General features: G+C 58.5%; 18 protein-coding genes. 7 read left to right on the forward strand and 11 right to left on the reverse strand.

Annotation, left to right across the window (positions count from 1 at the left end):
- The first annotated feature begins 348 nt into the window (after positions 1 to 348).
- Both CRO01_RS07735 and CRO01_RS07740 read left to right on the forward strand, forming a co-directional pair.
- Positions 349 to 1,224, forward strand: coding sequence for a hypothetical protein (locus tag CRO01_RS07735; RefSeq protein WP_097008561.1), 876 nt, complete (start codon positions 349 to 351; stop codon positions 1,222 to 1,224).
- Positions 1,225 to 1,566: 342 nt separating this feature from the next.
- A complete protein-coding gene (locus tag CRO01_RS07740) occupies positions 1,567 to 2,469 on the forward strand; it encodes a hypothetical protein (RefSeq protein WP_097008562.1) in 903 nt (300 codons plus the stop codon).
- Between the two features lie 3 nt (positions 2,470 to 2,472).
- Here the strand turns inward: CRO01_RS07740 and CRO01_RS07745 are convergent, their stop codons facing one another.
- The gene (locus CRO01_RS07745; RefSeq protein WP_097008563.1) at positions 2,473 to 2,943 is read right to left on the reverse strand and encodes a hypothetical protein; all 471 of its coding nucleotides are present in this window, start codon (positions 2,941 to 2,943) and stop codon (positions 2,473 to 2,475) included.
- Positions 2,944 to 3,359: 416 nt separating this feature from the next.
- Here CRO01_RS07745 and CRO01_RS07750 point away from each other — a divergent pair, with 416 nt between their 5' ends.
- On the forward strand, positions 3,360 to 4,025 hold the full coding sequence (locus CRO01_RS07750) for a hypothetical protein (protein WP_097008564.1): 666 nt from the start codon (positions 3,360 to 3,362) through the stop codon (positions 4,023 to 4,025).
- A gap of 4 nt (positions 4,026 to 4,029) precedes the next feature.
- Here the strand turns inward: CRO01_RS07750 and CRO01_RS07755 are convergent, their stop codons facing one another.
- From CRO01_RS07755 to rdfA, 3 genes are all read right to left on the reverse strand, one after another.
- Positions 4,030 to 4,887 (reverse strand): hypothetical protein, encoded by an 858-nt coding sequence (locus CRO01_RS07755; RefSeq protein ID WP_097008565.1) that lies wholly within the window; start codon positions 4,885 to 4,887, stop codon positions 4,030 to 4,032.
- 69 nt (positions 4,888 to 4,956) lie between these two features.
- Positions 4,957 to 5,160 (reverse strand): hypothetical protein, encoded by a 204-nt coding sequence (locus CRO01_RS07760; protein WP_097008566.1) that lies wholly within the window; start codon positions 5,158 to 5,160, stop codon positions 4,957 to 4,959.
- Positions 5,161 to 5,247: 87 nt separating this feature from the next.
- A complete protein-coding gene (gene rdfA, locus CRO01_RS07765) occupies positions 5,248 to 5,877 on the reverse strand; it encodes a rod-determining factor RdfA (RefSeq protein ID WP_097008567.1) in 630 nt (209 codons plus the stop codon).
- Positions 5,878 to 5,959: 82 nt separating this feature from the next.
- Here rdfA and CRO01_RS16355 point away from each other — a divergent pair, with 82 nt between their 5' ends.
- Positions 5,960 to 6,790 (forward strand): hypothetical protein, encoded by an 831-nt coding sequence (locus CRO01_RS16355; protein WP_143824930.1) that lies wholly within the window; start codon positions 5,960 to 5,962, stop codon positions 6,788 to 6,790.
- A 132-nt stretch (positions 6,791 to 6,922) separates the two neighbouring features.
- Here CRO01_RS16355 and CRO01_RS07775 read toward each other — a convergent pair whose 3' ends face one another.
- The 4 genes from CRO01_RS07775 to CRO01_RS07790 are packed head-to-tail and all read right to left on the reverse strand — an operon-like array spanning position 6,923 to position 14,524.
- Positions 6,923 to 8,809, reverse strand: a complete 1,887-nt coding sequence (locus CRO01_RS07775) for an ATP-binding protein (RefSeq protein WP_097008569.1) — start codon at positions 8,807 to 8,809, stop codon at positions 6,923 to 6,925.
- The gene (locus CRO01_RS07780; protein ID WP_097008570.1) at positions 8,806 to 10,086 is read right to left on the reverse strand and encodes a DNA double-strand break repair nuclease NurA; all 1,281 of its coding nucleotides are present in this window, start codon (positions 10,084 to 10,086) and stop codon (positions 8,806 to 8,808) included. Before CRO01_RS07780 ends, CRO01_RS07775 begins: the two co-directional genes overlap by 4 nt.
- A 2-nt stretch (positions 10,087 to 10,088) precedes the next feature.
- Entirely contained in the window at positions 10,089 to 13,361 is a 3,273-nt protein-coding gene (locus CRO01_RS07785; RefSeq protein WP_097008571.1) for an AAA family ATPase, read from the reverse strand.
- A complete protein-coding gene (locus CRO01_RS07790) occupies positions 13,358 to 14,524 on the reverse strand; it encodes a metallophosphoesterase family protein (protein WP_097008572.1) in 1,167 nt (388 codons plus the stop codon). The genes CRO01_RS07785 and CRO01_RS07790 overlap by 4 nt, the downstream gene beginning before the upstream one ends.
- A 221-nt stretch (positions 14,525 to 14,745) precedes the next feature.
- Here CRO01_RS07790 and CRO01_RS07795 point away from each other — a divergent pair, with 221 nt between their 5' ends.
- Complete coding sequence (locus CRO01_RS07795; protein ID WP_097008573.1) at positions 14,746 to 15,336, forward strand: hypothetical protein; 591 nt, start codon at positions 14,746 to 14,748, stop codon at positions 15,334 to 15,336.
- Positions 15,336 to 16,385, forward strand: coding sequence for a Kiwa anti-phage protein KwaB-like domain-containing protein (locus tag CRO01_RS07800; protein WP_097008574.1), 1,050 nt, complete (start codon positions 15,336 to 15,338; stop codon positions 16,383 to 16,385). Before CRO01_RS07795 ends, CRO01_RS07800 begins: the two co-directional genes overlap by 1 nt.
- A 249-nt stretch (positions 16,386 to 16,634) precedes the next feature.
- On the opposite strand, the gene CRO01_RS16940 is transcribed toward CRO01_RS07800, so the two are convergent.
- From CRO01_RS16940 to CRO01_RS07815, 3 genes are read right to left on the reverse strand one after another with little or no spacing between them, the layout of a single operon-like run.
- A complete protein-coding gene (locus CRO01_RS16940; RefSeq protein WP_245838526.1) occupies positions 16,635 to 17,516 on the reverse strand; it encodes a hypothetical protein in 882 nt (293 codons plus the stop codon).
- Between the two features lie 6 nt (positions 17,517 to 17,522).
- Positions 17,523 to 18,356 (reverse strand): hypothetical protein, encoded by an 834-nt coding sequence (locus CRO01_RS07810; RefSeq protein WP_097008575.1) that lies wholly within the window; start codon positions 18,354 to 18,356, stop codon positions 17,523 to 17,525.
- A 40-nt stretch (positions 18,357 to 18,396) separates the two neighbouring features.
- Entirely contained in the window at positions 18,397 to 19,302 is a 906-nt protein-coding gene (locus CRO01_RS07815; protein WP_097008576.1) for a XamI family restriction endonuclease, read from the reverse strand.
- Between the two features lie 154 nt (positions 19,303 to 19,456).
- On the opposite strand from CRO01_RS07815, the gene CRO01_RS07820 reads away from it, so the two are divergent.
- On the forward strand, positions 19,457 to 21,610 hold the full coding sequence (locus CRO01_RS07820) for an Eco57I restriction-modification methylase domain-containing protein (RefSeq protein WP_097008577.1): 2,154 nt from the start codon (positions 19,457 to 19,459) through the stop codon (positions 21,608 to 21,610).

Genomic DNA, 21,610 nt, shown 5'->3' on the forward strand with positions numbered 1-21,610 from the left:
CTTTCGACTCTCACACACGGTTTGAAAATCGATTTCTTAATCCCGATATTTCTCGGTCGAGAGTGTCTGAACTGCCGGGGAACGCTTGTAAAGTGATCTAACAAGCGTCGTGAATCCGGGCCAGTCCCGTCCACCCCGGTACTCTCTGCACTTCACACGCGGTTTTGTGACGAAAGGTTGAAACCGCCGATTCTGGTATTGATAGGGTCTAAATCGACGGAAATTGCTTGTTAAACGATTTGCCAAATTTAACTCGAAATAGACGAAATAACGCGAATCATAATCTGTTAAATCTGTCAAATCTTGGTAGGTCTTATAACCAAGGCGACATTAAAACCTATTGCCGAAATGGGAAGTGGACTCAACGTCCCGGTCAACGACGACGACAGGAAGGAGCGACTCGAAGAATTGTTGGCCGCATCAAGTACGAGCACAAACACCGACTTCGGCCGCCATCTCATCGACGCGGCTCACGAGATCTGGGAGCAGTCCGACGCCGAAGATCCCATCGAGGCTCTTCGAGATGCGGACGTGGATGGTGACGGTGGCATCGACTACGATCCCAACGAGCGCCGCTCAGAGAAGCTCGATGTAGAGACGATCCGGCGCATCCTTGACGAGCGCACCGAGCCAGCGATCAACCCGCTTCACATCCCCGATGGCGCCGCCAACGAGCTGTACAACCTTGACGAGCGCATCGATCTGTGTATGGCGGCGGCCCGAGCGAAGTACGAGACGTTCGGGCGGGCGAGTGCGGAAACCATCGTAGTCCGCGTGCTTGGCCGGGGAAGCAACGATTACTACATCGACCCCGACCGTGCTGACGTTCCGGGAGAGATGGTTAACCGCGGGTTCAGCGAGCCACGACTGCCGACGGTTGAGCAGGATAAGGCGACGTACACGTCGTCTTCGGCGTATCTTCGGACGTGGGTTTCGCTGGTGAATCAGGTGTTGGAGTTGGACTTGGGTGATCTTAGTGACATCCAACTCGCCCGGTACTTCGGCGAGTCGGGGCAGAGTGCCGTTGAGATTCTCATCGAGCAGGGTGAGCGACTCTTGATTCTTCGTGATGGCTCGGAGGATATGATCCGTGACCTTATCGAGTCGCTGGAGCAGTTCAAGCGGGAGGTGGATGAGGAGGCGTTCAAGCGTGCGCAGGAACAGGCCAGTCGTGAGTACGAGAGTGCTGCTTCCCGTCTCGAAGTTGAGGAGGCCGAGGAGTAGGCCGTTTGAAACGCTTCTAACGTTCCGCACGTCTCTCACGTTCTGCACATCCGAAACCACGACTGGCTCGTTCGCGTGCGTCCGCACCTCGCCGCACATACAGAACGGAGCAGCGACTTCTTCCTGCTCTGTGGCCAACTTACCGTGCCCGTCGTTGGTAACCGATCTGCGCGTCCAGCAGCCGCCCAGACGAGACGATCTGAGACTTGCGCGTGTGCATAATGCACGGCCGCAGGAGAGTGTTTTCCGCGCGGCGGCACACGCCGTGACGTCCGCTGCTCGACCTGTCGTTGATAAGTGGGCCACCAGTTGTTATGAGTCTCCTTCACGTGTTCGTCAGTAATGCGCGACGGCATCACTCCTGCAGAAGGCCCGTTTGAATCGGGCGATATTGTCCATATATCACCCACCGTGGATGTGGATGGCCGTCCCCATCGCTACGCGTGCGAGGTCGAAGAAGTTCACTCGGGAGACAGTCTTGATGAGCACACCTACAGCGTGCGTTCCGTGGTGCAGGAGCGGACGTTGCGTCCTCGGTTCGGACACTACGACCTGATCCCTTCGCCCCGTGGCTACGAGAACATCGACGCTCTCCTCGGCAGCCGTCACGTCGACGGCGAGCGACTCCTCGGCAAGTTCAAGCGCCCGGATCTAGAGAAGATCAATGCCTGCCTGTCGGTGGTCGACCCCGACGAAGACCCGACGAAGGACTGGTTGAATGAGTTGGAGAAGAATGATGTTGACCGCATCAACTCGATTTTCGCCGAGCTGATCCTGCTCTACCATCTTCGGACGGCCTACGGGCGAGATCAGGTGGTGATGAATGCTCGCATCGATGGCAAGGGGTCGAAGGACTTCGACCTGCGTGTGCTGACCGAGGAGGACGACGTGTGGATTGAGGTCATGAAGCCGGATTACGCGGCCAGTCTGCCCGACGAGGTTGGGTTCATCAGCGGTGATAAGACGGGGAACTCCATCGACAACAAGCTGAAGAAGAAATTCGAGGACGCACGTGATCACGCGCCGGATGGCGCCGTGCTGGTTCTCGCCGCGTACCTCGAGGAGCAGATTACGCAGGGACTGGAGATCAGTCAATGGTTGGACGAGGACTACTACGATGTCGGGGAGTTCTGTGATGGTTGGCTGACTTACACGCACCTGACTGAAACAGAGATCGGGTATCAGTCCTTCACAGAAGCCGGTGAGCGATGTCGGACTCTGTTTGACCGGATGGTTGCGGAGTGAGACCTATATCCCCAGCTCGGTTATCCCGGCGGCGATGAACGCGGCACCGTAGTTCTCCCCGTTGATGCGCCGGCGGACGATGGCGCCTTCCGGCAGACAGTCGTGAATGGTGAACTCGTCGGTGCTGTATCGGCCCTTCCCATTCAGCGCCCTGACGCCTCCTTCGAGGATCACTGGAGTGAGCGTGGTTTCGCGCCCTTGCTCGTCACTCGGCCCTGTCGGTGCTTCGAGGTCGCTGAAGTCCTTGTAGTAGTCCGGGACGGCGATCTTGCCCCGGGAGTGCCCTTCGATGAAGTCGTCGACGCGGTTTGGCGGTGACGTGACCAGTCCGATGGTGCGTGGCTTGTCGGTGGCCTCGGTCTCTCCCTCGGTGTTCATTCTGACTGTCAGCGCAGGCGTGAGATTGTCCAGCGTTGTCGGTTCTGACCAGTCGATGTTGTCGTGGGGCAGTTCATCGTTCCACGCGGTGTGCATATCCGGGTGCTGTTACGCGTTTTTGATAGGTGCTGTGCTCCCCCCGGTCGTTGGTAAGTCCTTCGCGGGGTGCTGACCCCTTTCATCACGGGGCCCTTCGGCCCGAGACTTTCACTTCGATAACGGGGTGTTCCCCGGCTCGCGAACCCGCTGTGATCCCACCCGGGGGATGTCCTATTGGGCTTCTAGTCGATTCCGCCGCTGGCCGCAAATCCCCCGGCAATAATCCCGTATATTTGTGGCCATAGCCGGCAGTTGCCGGATGTTCTGCCGAGTGATTTATTCACCGTCGTGAGTGAGTTATTAATGTAGTGCGTGCTACATATTCTGAGCCAGAGAGGTGCGATGATCTCAGTCAGATGGTGCTGTCTGCGCTGCACAAGCGGGGTCGAGCCAGCACCTCGCAGTTGAGGAGAATGACCGGCGGCGACAGCAGTAGCATCAGGTATCGCATCGACGAGTACCTGTCCCCCGCGGGACTCGTCCGCGAGGTTGACCGCAAGGAACACGCCGGCAACGACGTGCGCGTGTTTGAGTTGACGAACGAGGGGCAAATGTACGTCAGCGATATGTGGAGTGACCTGACCCACTACGCACGCCGCCACGAGGTGCTTGACGCCGCCGAGGAGACGCACGACCGTCTTGATCTTCTTCACGACCGCATCGATGATTTCGAGCGGCGACTGGACGAGATGGACGAGGACATCGAGGGCATAGCGGACGAGCTGTTCAGCGAGTGGCAGCAGTTCCGGGGCGGGATGGAGGGCAACTTCTCACAGTTGCGCGAGCAGGTCGCCTCGATGGTGGATCAGTTGGAGGCCGAGCAACGCGAGCGCGAGAAGCTCGAAGAACGAGTGGACGAGTTGGAGCAGTTGGTGGGGAGCGAGACCGATATGACCACGCGCCGCGACGAGACGCTCGTTGAGGCTGTCGTTCGGAACCGCCGACTCGTTGAGGAGGCGTGGGCACGCGTGATGGAATTCGAGATAGAGACCGGCGTGGCGAACTACCTCAGCGTGGGGAAGGCGAAGGAACTCGTATCGGCGTACGGCCCAGACGATTTACGGGACTGGCGGCGGTGATGGTTCAATTGACTTCTTGAAACAGCGTGATGGCTTCTGCCTTGAACCGGTTGTACAGCCTTCTCTCGTCCCATTCATCCGCCTCGTGGATACGGTAGTCGTTGCGCCCCGCACGGACGATCACGGCGCTGTCGATGTCGAGCGAGTCGAGTTGATGCAAGGCAACTGTCTGCATTTTCGAGGCGTTGGTAACTCTTTTTGAGGTCTTGATCTCAACGAGAATCACTTCCTCGGTGTCAGGATGTAGGAGCAGCAGGTCAATTCGACCGGCATAACCGGCCTCGCCGTGCTCGCGTTCCTTGTTGAGGAAGTTAGTTGTCTCAGGGTGTTCACACCTGATGACCTGTATTTTCGCGGCCGCGTACGTCTCGGCATCGATCAGGTTGCAAAGCGCGTCCTTGACCCGGGACGTGATGTCGCGGGCATCCGACTGGGCTTGCTTGGCGAGATCGTCGAAGATGAATCGGTCGGGGTAGTAGTCCTTGAGCGTGGAGACCACCTCGACCTCTGTGCCGGTGTTGGGGTCGAGAAGTTGGGCTTTGATGTCGTCTCGCTTGTGGGTGGATCGGTAGTCGTCTTCCAGACTCTCCTGCAGGTTCAAGTGTGCGGTGCGTCCGACCAGTCCCGCGTATTCCCGGACGTGTTCCGGGTTCTCGACGCTCCGGTCGTAGTTTTCCAGCGGGAACAGAGGTTCGTGCAGTTCTCCCTCTATGGGGTGGTTGAAAGGCACTCTCTGCACGATCTCGTTGACGCTGGGGTAGTATGTCTCGCCCCGCTTGAAGCACCATACACCGTCTTTCTGGACTGCCCGGAGGTCGGAATCCGGAAAGTTCACCTCGTGGTGGAACTCAACGCTGGCCATATCCCGTGGAACGCCCCGGGACAATATATCAGTTTTCCGAACAGACTTCGCCCCCACACACTTGGTACTTCAGGTCTCCACGGTTTGGAGATGACCATCGCGGGTCTCGATTTCCACGGTTTGCTCGCCCCGGGTGTCGATTTTGACCGTGGTTTCATTCGCCCGGGCTTGGATTTGGACGTTGACACCGTTGGCCCCGACCGAAAGGATTTCGAGGTCATCGTCAGCGTATCGTCCGCCGTTGGTGATTCGGTTGTAGGGGTCGAAGAACATCTCGGACTCGAGTGCTCTCCTCGCTGGTTAAATACGTGTGCCCCGGAGGCTGCCCGGGCGTCAATATCACTCGAGTAGGCGTGTGCATCACGAGCGGAACATTGCTTCGACACCATCACCGGTATCGGCGTTCTCCTCATCCTGACAGGGACAAGTCAGCGAATCGGCGAGCAAGTCGAGAACGTCGTGCCGCCGGTTGCAGTTCCCACACCTGACCTTGAGTTGAACGCTGGCCGAGGGTTCATCGATCTCGACTTCGCCTTCCCGGGCAAGACGTTCAAGCGACCCCTCAATGACGTTGGCAAATCGTGTTCGCATCTTCTTGATCTGTTGGAGATCGCGCTCCGGGTCAGGGGAGTAGTCGCGGCTAGTGTCGGCGTTGAGGCACGATTTCAGGTGCTTCAACACGGTTCGATAGGAGACGAAATCCGACGTAACCTGTTCGACATCCACGCCCGCGTCTCTCAGTTCGAGCTTCGCCTTGTCTTGAGCGGAGTCCATCACTTCATCATCGGTCAACAACCTGTGGTAGTTCTCTTCCTCGCCATCCAGAACAGTCATTCCAGCCCGCTCCATCGCTCGCCGAAGCAGTTGTTGGTTGATCCACGTCTCCAACCTTCTCACACCCACGTCACCGGTCTCGTAGCGATGGCAGAGTCGCTCGTCAAGGTTGTACAGGTCGTACTCGTCCCGGACTCGATCAACCTTGCAGGTCATTTCGGCCCCCAGTCAGCATCTCACTTACTTCAAGGCTGCACGTCTGCTGCACACTCATCGGTGGTGATCCTGTTCGAACCGAGTGAAAAAGAACACCGCTTCGCGGGGAAAGGGCAGCATCTGTCTTGACGTTGAAGGGCTTCAGATTCCAATCTACAACAAGCAGATGAATCGAGCTGAGACAGCTCCCTTGGTCGGTTGTTCAATCGTCTGTGGTGAATATATGCGTGCGAATGGTATTTTCTTCCGTGTAGAAGATCAAACATTCCTCGTTACGGCCCGTCATAATGCTCTGCCCACATCTAGGGAAAATATACGATCTGGGGCGATTTCTCTTGACTTCAAAACGGAAGAGTTCCGCCCAGTTATCGACGTTTACTTGCGGTCGTCCGGAGGACTCGACGTGGAGCGTATTGACATCAGGGACGTTGATGGCGTGAAACAGTCACCTGAAATCGATGTTATCGGTATCCCGTTTGATCCCGACCCAGCCGAGTACGGGTACCACGTGTGGGAACAGGATGACGTGGTCTCTCCCGTGGGATCGGCGGAGATGCTGGATATTATCGGATTCGATGGGGCTGCATTCCCCAGTAGCGATAGAGAGTACGATGTGGAAATGTACCGCGACGAAATTGGCAGACCCGTTATGCTCCCTGTGGAAAACGAAATGTTGGAACAGGATAATCTATCGAGAACCGGATTGATGGCAATTGCTGCAGACGAGGAATTCGTGGGAGCTGACGAGGATTACAACGGGTTGAGTGGGGCACCTGTGCTCGGAAATGGGTTAATGGGCATTCACTCTCTGAACTGGGAACCTCCAAAAGAAGCCCTCGAAGAAACTGGTGAAGAGGAATTTATGTTTCTCATATACTCGCGTGCAGAAATATTGCCGGAGTTACTGGCGTGATCGTCTGGATTTACTGATAACTGACGCTGAAACTGAGGCTTCCAGCATCGAGACCCTGAACTGTCCGTTGATTACGATGGTGAACTGCCTCGGAGTCAAGCCCGCAAGGCACTCGACCTGTCCGCCCGTGGACTAGTTGTCGTGTCGGGTCAAGCAGTACGGTAATCCAACGACTTCAACGGCTTCGACGTCCGGAGCCTTGATCACTGCCTGCCCTTTCCCGAACTTCGGAATGTCACGGCTGTAGCCCCGCGGCACCGAAGGCACATCCTCAACGACCTCCTCACGCAGATGGAGAAACACGTTCGTGTTGGTCTGTTTCAGGATGTCTCCGTCGATGTCCTCGGGATTCTGCGTGATCATCATCAACCCGAGCTTGTCCTTGCGGCCCTGCTTGGCCGCCTCCCGTGCCCGCCCGACGATGTAGGCCTCTCGGACGTTGTCCGGACTCGAGAAGTAGTTGTGCGCCTCGTCGACCGCCACGAGCATCGGCGTGCGCTTGACCGCCGAATCGACATCGAAGTCGTCGATCTTGTTCTCGATGATGTACGAGAGGATCGACAGCACGACGAGGTACTCCTTCTCGCCGCGAAGGTGGCTCGTCGGGATGACCGTGACCTGCCCCTCTCGGAAGAGCTGGTCACTGACCTCGGGAAACGGATTCGTCCCCGTGTCGAACACGTCGAAGTAATCGGCCTGCTTGGTGCGCCGCCAGACGGCTTCCCACGTTCCGTCGCCGATGCTGTTCCGGTCGCGGAGTGGACTGTTCGAATCGTCGTGCTCACCGAGGAACTCGATGAAGTCCTTGTACCGGGGATCGACGACCGACCGTGAGGGCCAATCGTCGTTCTCGTCATCGAAACAGCTGAAGTACGCGTCGATGCAGTCGGTGATGGCTCCCTGCGTGACGTCCGACATCTGATCGAACGGCATCAGCAGGCGCGGCTCGTCCTGCACGACCGAGAACGGAATGGTGAGTTGCTGGCTTTCGTCTGTCGATGGACTCCGGGTGCGATCGACCTCGGGGATGAACACCTCCAAGTCGTCGACGCCATCGAACTCGATATTCTGTCGGCGGAGCTTCCGGCGTTGATCGTCGGTCAGCTCCGGATTGTCGTCGCGCATCTCCCAGTACTCGTTCTCGGGGTCGAAGACGACGACGTTGAGACGACTGCGCTCCATCTCGCCCTCCCCGACATCGACGGGATACCGCTTGCCGCTGACGAACTGCCGAAGCAGATTCTTCGTGAAATGGGTCTTGCCGGCGCCGGTCGATCCTGCGACGAGCGTGTGTCTGAACACCGCCGGCTCACCGTCTTCGATCTCGCTGGTATCGGGATCGATGCCGGGATTCTGAATGTAGTAGGGGAATTCCTCGCCGTCGATCTCCATCGCATCGCCACCCACGGAGAGGTAGCCCGCGAAGATCCCCTCCTTCGGGATGTTGAGTCCGGTGCGGAGATAATCGTCATCTCGTGAGAGGCTGACCGGCGTGTTCGGCTTCGGAATGCGGTTGACGACACCGCGCTCAAGCTCGTCTCCCTGTTGACGGAGGATAGCGATGGGCTCGAGTTCGGCCACGAGGACGAACTCCGATTCGTCCAGTTCGCGCTCGCGGCTGATCTGATTGTGTGTATCCGACTTGTCGTCGAGTTCGGTGTACGGCTCGTACCGGAGGCCATCGATGACGGAGAACAGCTCGTCGTCGCTGCTCGGATAGGGGATCTGAACGTAATCCCCGACACGCACAGCATCCCGATGATCGGTTGTCACGAACGCGTTGACGTTGTATTCGCTGCGGGTGACGTGAATTTCCTCACTCGCGAGGACGTGACCGATCTCGCCCTCGTCTGCGTCCGTCGTCGCGCTTGACACGGATGCCTCCGGAATTGCAGTATCCGACCCGTCGTCTATCTCCGTATCGCTCTGGTCGTCTGCCCCGACATCGCTTGCCTGTTCAGATGTCTGTTCGCCTTCGATCGGATCGTTTTCGAGCACGTCGTCTACGTTATCGGTCATAGTTCGGGATCCTCCTCGATGTCGCTCCAGCGGCCATCCCAATTGTGGTCGTACGAGTATTCCGTGCGCTCGATCATATCGCGTATCGTGTCTCTGTTCTCCCGGCTGATGCGGGCGAGCCGGTCAGCCCGGTGAATCGCACGGGGCACGCCGCGCCGTTGAGCGATCTCCTTGAGCGCCTTCAGCCGCATCTGCTCGCGCATATCCTCGTCCTTTACCATCAGATACGGCGCCTCGATGCGCAGCAGGTCACCCGTCTTCGGCAGTCGCACGTAGCAAAACGCCCGCCGATACGCCTCGGCGTCACCGTGTCGTCCCCGGCCCGATATCGGTTCCAAGGCCTCGACGTGCTGTCCTTGAATCTCGCGAGACTGTTGCACGAACCACGAGGTGTAGGTGAGGTACTCCAAGTCGTCGAACCGCAGCACCTCGGACATAAACTGGTGGTCGCGCGTCCACGGCACGCTCACCAGTCGCCCACTGTCGTCACGGATATTGTGGCTGGCAATCTTCTCCCGGAGCGACGACAGCAACTGCGACAGGGATGACGTCTTCACGATGCCGATCACGGGCTGGTCGCGCTCGTACTGCCGGTCGATCACCTCGATATAGTTGCCGACGATGTCGGCGGGCACGTCCCACGAGCCCGCCGGCGAGCGGCCGCCGGTGTAGTCCAGCAATAACCAGTAGACGATTCCCAGCGGCAAAACGGCACCATCGAGAAAGAGCGGGCCGTCGACGCTCTCGACCGAGGCGAGCGCCTGCCGACTCTCGCTCATCCGCTGTGCAACGGACGCAACCGACTTTCCGATGTTTCGCGGTTCCTTGGCCGGCTGCGGGAAGGGGATCAGCTCTGCTGTCACATTATCGCCATCGAAGGTTTGGGCGTGCAGCGTACTGTCATCGTCATCGAAGTATGCGACGCCCGTGATGTGTCCGGTACGCTCGATCTCGCCGCCGTCATCATTCCCCGCGACAGCAGTCTTCGCATACGCGGTGTCGACGACGAGCCCATTATTGTACTCGATGGGGCGAGTCGTGCCGGCGTCGACCCCATATGTAGCTCCCGCCCACGGGTCGTCGCTCCACGTTCCGAGTTCATCGATGCGCGTCCGCCAGTACTGCGGCTCTCCGATGGCCTCGACGTGTCCGCCCTCGCGAGCAAGTAATTCGAACAGCTGGCGGGCGTGATCGGCCTGCGAGGTCGGCTCACGCGGCACGGCCTGATCGACCGCCTCGAACATCTCTCGCACGATGCCGAGCGATTCCGAGTCCATCGTTAGTCCGCCCCCGCCGTGTTCATCGTCACTCGGCTGGTGTTTGTCGTCTCGTCGATCTCGACGCGGCACGCGTGGTCGGCGCCGTGGATGAGCGTTTCGTCGTGGGAGACGACGATGACCTGCGGCACGTCCCAGTCGCGAATGCGGTCGAGCATCTCCTCGAGCTGATCGACGTGCCCCTCATCGAGGAACGTCGTCGGCTCGTCGAGGATGAACGGCGGGAGCCGCCCGCGGTCGCCGCCCTCCAGCTCGGCGATGAGCTTGTAGATGCCCGCGCGAAGCGCGAGGTTGACGATGGCCCGCTCGCCGCCGCTGGCGTTGCTCGGATCCTCGGTCATCCCGTCATCGCGCAGGAGCTGGATGTCGTAATCGTAACTGTTGCTGCGCTCGTCGTAGGTTTCGCTGATGACCACGCGCTGGTAACTGCTGTTGCGGTAGATCTCTTGGAAGATGTCGTTCGTGTACTCGTTGATGTAGGCGAGGTACTCCTCGCGGAGTTCCGACTTGACCGTCTCGTAGACGGAGATGGTTTCGTCCAACTCGTCGTGGACTTCCCTCGCCCACTCGGTCTTGCGCTCGTACGTGTCGATCTTCTCCTTCAGGTCACGCAGATTTGACAGCTCATTCCGCAACTCCGCACGCTCGTCGCGGAGCGTCTGCACTCGCTCCTGTAACTCGTCGCGCGTTTGCTCGCGCTCCTCGATCTTGTCCTCGACCTCCTCGAGCTTCTCTTCCAACTCCTCAATATCGGTGTCACCGAGTCGTTCCGTGAGGTCGTCACGCTCGTCGCGAAGCGTGGCGAGCTGCTCGTTGAGATTCTCGATGGTTTCGCGGTAATGCTCGATATCCTGCTGCTCGTTCGCTCGCTCGGATTCTCGGTCGTCGATCTGCTCGTAGAGATCGTTGATCTCCGCCACCGTCTCCTTCGTCTCTTCGAGGTCAGCAACGTGTTCCGCGGCCTCTTCGAGAGATCCTTCGCGCTCGGCAACGGTCTCCTTCTGTTGGTCGATATCTGCTTCCAACTCCTCGATGCGCTCCTCCACGTCCTCGATCTCGCTTTCCACGGTCTCGCGGTCGTCCTCGAGGTCTTCTATCTCCGACTTGATGTCCTCAACCTGTTCGCGCTTCTGTTCGACGCGCTCGAAGCGATTGGCGAGCGTCTCGCCGGTCTCGATTTCCTCGACCACCTCATCGCGGTCGGTCTGGAGTCCGTCGATTTCGTCTTCGAGATCGTCGATCTCTGCCTCAAGGCCGTCGATAGTGTCCTCGTGGCTCTCCAACTCCTCTTCAAGATCGGCGATTTCCTCTTCCAGCTCGGATTCTCGCTCCCGAAGCTCGTCGAGATTCTCCTTCGCTGCTTTCACCTCGTCGTTCCGGAATTCGATGAGGTCGAGAACGTCGTCGCGTAGCGCATCTATTTCGTCGCGCGTTTGTTCCAGCGACTCGCGCTCGCTTCGAGCGGCCTCCAACTTCCGGGTGATCTCGTCCAACTCGGATTCGATCTCCGCAACTTCGTCCTCGATATGGGTCTCATCGACCGGCTGCTTGCAGCGGGGACACTTGCTTTCCTCCTCAAGCTCGCGCAATTCGTCCAAGTCCGCGTTGCGTTGCTCTCGTTGCTGTTCAAGCGCGGCGATTCGGTTGTCAATCTCGTTGTACTCCTCGCTCACGTCTGCACGCAGGTCTGGCAACCGCTCGTTGGCCGCCGTCTCCAACTCATCGGCCGCGAGGTCGATGTCGTGTTCCGTCGCGCGGGATTCGAGCGACGAGAACCGCGACTCGAACTCGTCGACAACCTCGTCGACGCGCTCTTCGGCGTCCTCTATGTCGGCCTGCAGCGCGTCCAGATCGCTCTGTCGCTCCTTTAGCTCCTGCTCGCTCTGCTGGGACTGCTCGCGCTCCTCCTCCAGATCGCTCTGTCGCTCGTCGAGAGTGGTCTCTCGTTGGGCCAACGTGGTCTCGATGTCGTTGCGCTCGTCCTCGAGGTGGTCGATTCGCGCCTCAACGTCCTCGATGGTCGAGGCGTCCACGTCGGCCGTTGATTCTGGCCCCGGGAGAAACTCGACTGCCAACTCATCCCGATCGTCGATGGCATCGTTGAGTTCGTCCTCCGCCTCGTCAAGATCGGTCTGGCGACCCCCGATTTCGGCCGCGATGTCGTCGCGCTCGTCACGCAGTTCCGATAGCTCGTCCTTCGCATCTGTCAACTTCTGTTCGAGGTCGTCGAGTTCATCTTGAGCCTGCTCCAGCGCATTCTCCCGGTCGTTTGCCTCGACCGAGGCGTCCTGCAGTTCATCCTGCACGGTATCGAGCGCATCAGCTGCGGCGTCCGCTGTGCTGGCGTCGTAATCAACGGAATCCGCGAGTTCCTCGATCTCGTCTTCCAGCTCGTCGATTTCGTCGTTCAGCTCCTCGATGCGCTCCTCGCACTCCTCGATTTGGCGTTGCTTGCGGTTGCGCTCCTCGGTGGTCTCCTCGATCTGCTCCTCTTTCTCGGCCTTCTTTTCGGCCACCTCCTCGTAGGAGTCGATGTCCGCTTCGACCTCGGCCCGCGCGTCTCGGAGCTCATCGAGGTAGTCCTCCACGTCGTCGATCTTCCCCTCGACATCACGAATTTCCTCGTCCTTTGCTGCGATTGCCTCCTCGAAGTCCTCCTCATCGCGGTCGAAGTCCTCATTGAGTTCCGAGCGGCGCTCGTCCGCGCTGTCGCTGTTGCGGGTCTGGACGCGTCCCGCGCCACGCCGCGCCATTTTCATTCGCTCGATGTATTCGTCGATCTCGTCAAGGCCGAGCAGCCCGTCAATCATCTCGGCGCGGTCGCTCGCCTCGATGAGACGATCGATCTCACCCTGCTTGACGTACACCGAACTGGCGAAGTCCTCCTCGTCCATACCGAGGATGCGAGATATCTCGCTGCGGACGTCCCGGATGCCCGACACCGGACTGGACAGGGATGCCGATGTCAGCGTGGCGTCGTTCGGCGTGCTGGTGGTGTAGATCTCCCACTCGACGGTGTACTCCGTGCCGGCAACCTCGAAGGTGAGTTCGACGACGCCCTTGTCCTCGCCGCGGCGGACGAACTCATCGAGCGCGAAATTGTTGGTGCCGACGTTCCGAATCTCGGAAAGGAACAGGCCGCCGAACACGCCCATCAGAAGTGAGGTCTTGCCTGCGCCGTTCTCCCCGTGGATGAGGATGGTGCCTTCGGGGAAGTCAACTGTCTGATCGGCGTAGCTGCGGATGTTCTGGAGATGCAGTTGCTTGATTTTCATTCGTCTGTCACCTCCGTTGGAGTCGCTTCGGCAGCCTCATCGAACGCCTCGGCCTGTGCGTCCATCACCATCTCCTCGACCTCGTCGTCGAAGCCCGATGGAGCCACGCCCTCGGTGCGCACGCGCTCGTCGATCTGGGCGGCGATGTCGCTGAGATCCTTCTCTGCGAGCTTCTCCTCGATTCGCCTGTCCTTGTTCTGCACGTCGCCGCTCGGGCCGTCCGAGGTGTCGATTTCGGGGCCGCCCCGCTCGTCATCGACGCAACAGACCGCCGCACCGCGATCCATAACGATCCCGCGAACGTCGCTCGAGGTGACCGAATTCGACTCCCCGACCACGGTGACGAGAACGACCTTTTTCTCGACAACGTGGCGATCGATCTCGTCCTCCGCGTGACCGTAGCTATCATCCTCGGTGAAGTTGATCGTGATCGTCTCGAAATCCCGCGTGTCCAGTTCTTTCTGCCGACGCGTCAGCTCACCGTTCTCGATTTCGAGGAGACTGACGCTTCGAGACGCATCCTCGTCCACCGCGCACCGTTCCGTCGACCCGGCGTACCAGACTGTCGTTCCCCGTTCGACAGTCCCGACGGACTCGTGATAATCGCCGAGCGCAAGCGCATCGAGGTCGAGATTCAAGCGGTCGAGCACGTCCTCGAGGGGATGTTCGGCCTGAATCTCCGGAACCGGGGGCTGGAGGAGTTGATGCATACAGAGAATCGTGAAGACGTCCTCCGGAGGCGAATCAAGTGTGAAGTCCTCGGCGTGCCACGCCGGCCGTGTCACGGCGTCGATGCCGTAGATGGCCACCTCGTCGTTGATGAGAGTTGGAGACGTGTCGAGACGCTCCGCCGCTCCGGTCTTGCGGATGAGATCGAGGTATTGGTCGTCCATCTTGCGCTCGTGATTGCCGACGATGCCGTAGAAGGGGATGTCGGCGGCGTCGAGCGACTGGAGGATGTCGATGCAGCGGTTCAGGTCTGGCAATCGGGGATCCCGCGTGTCGAAGAGGTCTCCCGTGTGGATGACGGCGTCGACATCTTGGTCGATGGCGTATTCGATGGCCTGCTCGAATGCGTCCGCGAAGTCCTCTCGGCGTGTATCGCTCCCGTACTGGCGGTTCCCGAGGTGAGTGTCGCTGACGTGGAGGAGCCGTGTAGTCATACGATATCGAATGTGGTGGTGGATGACAGATAAGTCTGGGTCAACCGACGTGAAAGTGAAATATTAGAGGATAGTTGCCTACTAAGGATTGTAAACACCACCCACAGAACGGTAAAGGGGCCCCACAAGACACTCATTAGGGACGATAGACACTTTGAAGAGTACACAAGCGAAATTATAGCCCCTGAATCGCTCCCCGGTTTCAGGTGTGAACTTCACTGATGACGACCAATAAGGGTGGATTGAAAGATTGGGCGAAGTGGCTGCTCTTCTTTAGTTCCTACTTTCCGCTCTACGTCATCATCGCCGTCAAGACCCGGACGTCGAACTTTGACTTCCTCCTCTTCCAGACGCCCGTGTACCACCTTGCCGGGTACAAGCTCTCGCTGGTCTCGGCCCTCTTTCTGGTCTTCGGGCTGTTCGTTCTCGCCTTTCTCTACGTGGTTGTCCGATTCAAGCGAGCGGAGAACGGGCAACCCAAAGAAGTCGGCGAGCCGGCTGAGCGGAACGAGCTGATCATCACGTACATCCTCGTCCACGTGGTTCCGTTCGCCTTCATTAACTACTCGAAGACCCTGAACCTTCTCGCATTCATCTTTCTCTTCCTCTCCATCGGGATCATCCAAGTTCGGTCGTCGTACCTCTATGTCAACCCCATCCTGTCGGCGATGAGGTACGACCTGTACGAGATAGAGGACGCCGACACGCGAGGGCAGATGTTGCTGGTCAAAACCTACGAACACGCCAACTCCGAGGAGACGACGGTCACAGCAGTGGAGTTAAGTAATGATGTCTACATAACGACCAGTTGATGGGCGCCACGGAGGAAGTAGAAGAGCCAATTGACGTTGGGGAGAAATTAGAGGAAGTCGTCGATTTCGTTCAGGGAGTTAACGAGGATAACGACCCGTACGACCTCATCGTGGCGAGGGAAGGCGAAGAGGATGAAGACGACGAGAACAACCACACAGTCTACGAGTTCAAACGCGCGAAGACCGTCGGCGATCTCCCCGAGAGACTGGGAAACTTCGCCGAGGACAAGATCGAGACCAAGCAGCAAGCGGTGGCCGACGAGTCGAAGGAAGCCGTCGAGTACGCCGCGGCCAACATCTCCAATCAGTCCGACTACGTGCAACACGTCCTTGCCGATGATGTCCCCCGATTCGAGCAGTACCAAGACCTGCTGACGACCGACGACTTCGAGCAGACCGACTACATCAATGAGGACGGTGAAGGCCCGGAGTTCCAAGTCATTCTCATTCGCGATGGAACGGAAGACCGAGCCCTCGTCTTCCAAGACATCACCCGGCGCGAGATTCTCGGCAGGGATGATAAAATTCGGTTCTGGTCGACGGATGACCACTACACGGACGTAGACAAGACCATCGTTGAGGTTCCGAACCGAATCGATGCCGTGTACTACGACGGCCACATCTTCATTTTCGACCAGCGGCGTTTCGAGAAGATTTTCGATTATATGGACGAGTTCAACGAGGTCGCCGAGGACACCGTTGAGGAGATCGTTGACAGCGATGTTCCCATTCACACCGATGACGTGTTCCTTGACGCGGTCACCTCCTATCCGAACGCGACCCGTATCTTCTACGCTGTGCGCGAGCGGGCGCTTTGGGAGCACGAGGATGTCGATATGAATACTTTCGACTACATCGTTGACGAGTTCGACCTCTCCATCGACATCGAGGAGCGGGATGGTGAAGAGGGAATCGTGCTGGAAGACAAGCGAAATGTCTGGGAAGTCATCCACCTCTACAACGACGACCACCTGAGTTCTCCGATAACCGAAGTCGGATATCAGGTCGAAGGGAAGGACGCCCGAACCGAAGAGGTCGGTGAAGAGTAAACTACTCCGGCCAGCCGGATCTCAAGCAGAGAAGTTCGTGTATACGCTTCGCACGTCGTACTCGATGTTGCAGTTGTCCCCGGGGAAGTCGTGGCGGGTAGTGTAGACCTGTTCGGACTCGCGCTCCAGTTCGTCGGCTCGGATGCCGAGTTCGGTGTTGCAGGAGTAGTAGGCGATGTCATCGAGAAGGGTGTTTATCAGGCGTTTGAGTTCGTCCCCTCTACTGGCTGAACCGGCGGTATTGTCAAGTTAGCTGCGGGAGGCTGGTACGAGGTCTCGGTGTCTGAACCACACGTCGATTTCTTCGCCGTCCGACTCGATACGGTAGCTGTAGGAGTCGAGTTCTCGCTCGGTTTCCTCTCCAAGTGAATCCTCGAGGACATCAGCGATCTTTCCGACCGTCCCGTGGTGATGCGAGTCCGAATCGTCCGGGCCAAGGTAGACCTCTACCCTATCGCCCACCTCGTAAGGTTCGTCCGCTGGCTGGGGAACGTCTTGACTGTCACCCACGATGTCGCGGGCAAGTTCCTGTAGGCTGGTGTCCTTGTTTTCCCATCGAACCTCTTTCGGGACTACTTTGGTAAAAAGTCGCTTTCGTCGCCTCGTGAGTGTTTTCAGCTTCCCGATGCCGAACATCCTGTTCAACGTGTGGATGTTTTCCGCTTCCTGCATCGCGTGGGCCGGGTAGGTGGGGTGATTCTCGGTGTACGTTATTGGGGTCACGTCCTCTTCCAGTAGTTCTTCCATCCTTTCGAAGCGGCTGTCATCGTTCCACGGGACGAGTTCGTGTCCGTTGTATCCGTCAGTCTCGTACCGCCCGCGGTCAATTGCATCTTTCTTCGTGCTGAATGCGACGATGGCCCTCCATCCCCACTCTCCGTCCTCGTAGGAAAGCAGGAGGTCTACCTCTTCCATTCCCACGTCTTGACCGTGCCACGTCCCGAGGTAATCCACAGCGATTCCGACGGGGTGGCTATCCGTTTCCAGCGTGATGATGGTGGGCCAACCGCCGTCGGTCTCGTCGTGAATCTCGATGTTGTCTCCGTGGAGTTGAAGCATCGAGTTGGCCAGTACTGTGTTCTGCGGGACTTCCGTTCCAATCGGGAGAGGTATCGAACCGTCGAAATCCATCTTCTGTCACTTGTACTCCGTGAAGGGGCGTTCAAGCGAAAGCTTTCCGCCAGCGAAGAATGCTGAATCGTGGTCGGCGTCCATCTGCCCGGATCTAGACCAACTGAACTCGCATTCCTCGATTCCATCCCCTGCGCTTCTGACAACGGATGGTTCTTCCTCAAAAGTTCCAAGCAGCTCCGAGTAAGGAAAGTTCTCAACCTTGGCCTGCAATCCGTCCTTCCAGATCACAGGAATGGTGTCGTGTTCGAACCCGGGGACGGATGCAGAGCCGTTCCGCGCCTCCTCGGCGTGATCCTCGTAGGCGGCGAATGGAATGATGTACCCACGATCGAAGAACAGTTGACAGACGAAGATCGGGACGTCGTACTGGTCTCGCCACGACTGGAGTCGGGGGAAGTCCTCGTCCTTCACGTACGCGGACAGGGAACTGTTGTATTGCCGTTCTCCGATGTGGAACTTGCTCGACTCGGCTTCGAGAGCCATCTCCGCTGCGTCGATGGCTTCCGACCGCTCCAGTTCCGGCAGAATTGATGCTCTCTCGTCGGGGTCTCCCGCGATGTAGTTCTCCACGAGTTCGCGGGCATCACCGGCGAGTCCTCGAAAGTCCTCTTCCTCGTAGACGAGCACGTCGGGCCGCTTCATCTCCTCGACGCCGGGTTCCTTCACCTCGTCGAGTTCGTCCTTCGTGTCGAGTGCGTCGCCCCGAGAGACGCCGTACTGGAAGGCGAACAGACCGTCCTGTCGCTCTATTGTCTCCATCAGAACGGTCTCCGCCCACTCGCCCCGGGCGAACTTGTGGGAGAAGTCCTCGCCGCGTGGAATGTCTCCGATGTCCATACCTGTACGTGACAGAGGCAGGATATCAGCGTTCCGCCAGTTACGAGAAGTAGCTGTGGAGGGTGTCGAGGCGGTGTTCCCAGAAGATGGTGATGTTGTCGTTGACGAGAGTATCGATCTGACTCTCTGGAATCCAGCCGGAGAGTGCCGCGCCCACGTCGGCGTCGGGGTAGGTACTTCGCCAGTCGGACTCCTTGTTGCGAATCTCCTTGATCCGCTTGTAGGAGTCGATTTTGACGCCTATCGCCTTTGCCTCGATGAAGACGAGACCGCCGTCGCGTTTGCGGGCCACGAAGTCGGCCTTCTGGTTGTCTCCCCCGCTGACGGCTACCTTGGTCTCCGGGACGAACGATCCAGTTGGAATGTCGTCCTTGGATTCGAGGACGGACGACCGGCTCACTTTTTCGAGACCGGCTTCCATCATCGTCTCGGCCACCTTCTCTTCCTGCACGTCCTTTCGCCAGTTTCGGTAGCGGGTCTTCGCCTCGGACTGGGCGATTATGTCGCAGACCCACTCCCGGGACTGCTCCAGCTCGTAGTCCTCGTCCTGCACGTTCTCGTGCAGCCAAGGCACCTTTCGCTCGTCCAGATTGCGCTCCACGAAGTCGGCCATCTGCTCCGCGGTGTTCGTGTTCGGCGTGGTGGGGTTGTCCTTCTCGTAGGAGTCCGTGGAGTTGATGCCGGACATTTGACCGAACTTCATCTGCGAGATGGGTGGTTTGACGAGGTAGCGCAGAACCTTCACCACGTTCGGGTTGTCTCGGATGACGGAGGGGCCGAAGTTGCGGAAGTTGTTGGTGCGCTCGGCCGCGTAGTCGAACAGTTCCTTGTGATCCTCGAACTCCTGCTCGTAGAAGTCTCGGATTGCGTCTAAGAAGATTTCTTCCTCGAATTGCTGGCTTTCCTGAACGACATCCTCTATGGATTCCTGAGACGAGAGCTGCATACTGACAGGATACATGCTGGGTTGATATCTTTTTATGTGAGGACTGACGTCGTCGGCGCCGAGACGATGCAGTCAGATAGATACATACAGGATGAGGCGGAACATCGGAGCAACGTGATCCTTTACGCTTTGAATCCTGTTGGAGGGCGATATTATGAGTAGGTCTGGCACCGTCGAGCAGGTCATCTCCGACGTGGCCGAGTCCATCGAGGATGACGTTGAATCGGTGGATGGGTTCGATGAATGGGTTGAGGCGCACGGTCTCGGGCGCACCGACTCCGCGGAGGAGATCGTCGCTCGACAGGCGGCCTTTCACGTTTCTCTTGTCTCCACGCTCCACGAGTCGTATCGGAATGAAGGAGTTGAGCTGCCGTCGCTTGACGCCGAGAATTACCGGGAAAGTGTTTCCGAGGCTCGTGCTGAGACTAGAGATGAGTCCTTCGAACCGTACTTCCTGTCCGAGGTTGCCGATCTTTTCTCCAAGGACGATCTCTCTCGCCTGATTGAGACCCGGGAACAGTTTCTCTCCGCCGACGATCCGGCTGAGTCCATCGGGCACGTTCACGAGTCGCTCGTCCCGCGAAAGGATCGGCACAAGCTCGGTCAATTCCGAACGCCGCCCGTTATCTCGGACTTGATGGCCAAGTGGGTTGTCCGGGACGGCTCTGATCTGGTTCTCGATCCGGGCATCGGTGCGGCGGCTCTCTCAACGAGCGCGTACGCGGCGAAGAAGAGACGTGAGAACGAGTCAGAGTTGGACGAGATGTTTGGCGTGGACGTGAGCGAGTTGTCCGTTCTGATGGGCACGACTGCGCTCCGACTCTCTAACGGTGGCGGGAGTCCGAACCTGCAGACACACGACTTCATCGATCTCCAGCCCGACGAGGTTGACAAGGTGGATGCGGTCATCTCGAATCCGCCGTACACGCGACATCACGAGTTCGATGAGGACGTGAAGGCCGAGATGAACCGACAGATGGAGAACGAGGCCGACCGCTCCATCTCCACCCTTTCTCCACTCTACGCCTACTTCTACATCCACGCCACCCAGTTCCTCGCCAACGACGGGAGGGCGACGTTCATCACGCCGTCCGAGTTCCTCGAGACGAAGTACGGTGAGGACTTGAAGGCGTTCCTGCTGGACAACTTCCACATCCGCGGATTCGTGCTGTACGACCGGGAGGCGGACTCGCAGTTCGACGAGGCACTCACCACCTCGTTCATCAGCTTCCTCGAGCGAAAGACTGCTGACGAGGACGACGACGAGGAGTTGACCAAGTTCGTCCGCGTGGACGAGTGGCCGGGACAGGACGCGGTTCTCGACGCTGTTGACGATGGAACGGAGGGTGAGACTGACTGGGGGTTCGTGAACACGGTTCGACAGTCCGATCTGGAGCCAGAGGACAAGTGGGACGATCTGCTTGACCCGCTCGACATCGGTGACGACGAGCAACTCGTCCCGTTCTCCGAGATTGGTGAGGTGAACCGAGGCATCGCCACCGGGAAGAACGACTACTTCTGCCTGAGCGAAGATGAACTGTCCGGCTCTGCGGGCGAGTACAAGTGGGACATCGAAGACCGGTGGCTGTCACCGCTCATCCGAAACGCACGGGCCGTTCCCAACTTCGATTACCGTGAGGAGGATTGGGAGCGGCAACGCAACGAGGGCGAGGAGGTGTGGATTCTCTACCACCTCGATGAGTTGGAGTGGGTGCCGCAACTTCACCCGGACTCAGATGATGGGGAAGACAGCCAGAACGCTCGCATCAGCGACTTCGGTGCAGCTTCCGAGGAGGACGAGGAAGACCTGCCGAGCATTGTGGAGTATCTGAAGTACGGGATGGAGGAGTTGGAGGTTCACGACGGGTATCTGGCGAGTAACCGCGAGCCGTGGTACGTCTTCGACCGCCGCGATCCCGCACCCATTCTCTACACGTATATGAGCCGCTCCCGGGGACGATTCGTGCGCAACCGCACCGACGCGCGAAATCTCACCAATCTGCACTGCGTCTACCTTGACGTGGAGTTGGCGGAGAAGGAGATCGATGCGCTTCTGGCCTACCTGAACAGTCCGTTTGCCGACGAGATCGTGAAGCGGCACGGACGGACGTACAGCACGGGGATGGACAAAGTGGAGCCGAACGAGTTGGAGGGCGTGCCGGTCATCGATCCCCGGACGCTTGACTCCGAGACCGTTGACCGGCTGGCCGGACTGTTCGATGACCTCTGTGAGGCCAGTCGAAACGGTGGTGAAGAAGAGGTTCTTGACCAGTTGACCGCCGCGCTTGACGACATCCTCGACGTGTGA

Origin of the sequence: Natronoarchaeum philippinense (genome assembly GCF_900215575.1) — an archaeon.
In the GTDB taxonomy this organism is placed as follows: domain Archaea; phylum Halobacteriota; class Halobacteria; order Halobacteriales; family Natronoarchaeaceae; genus Natronoarchaeum; species Natronoarchaeum philippinense.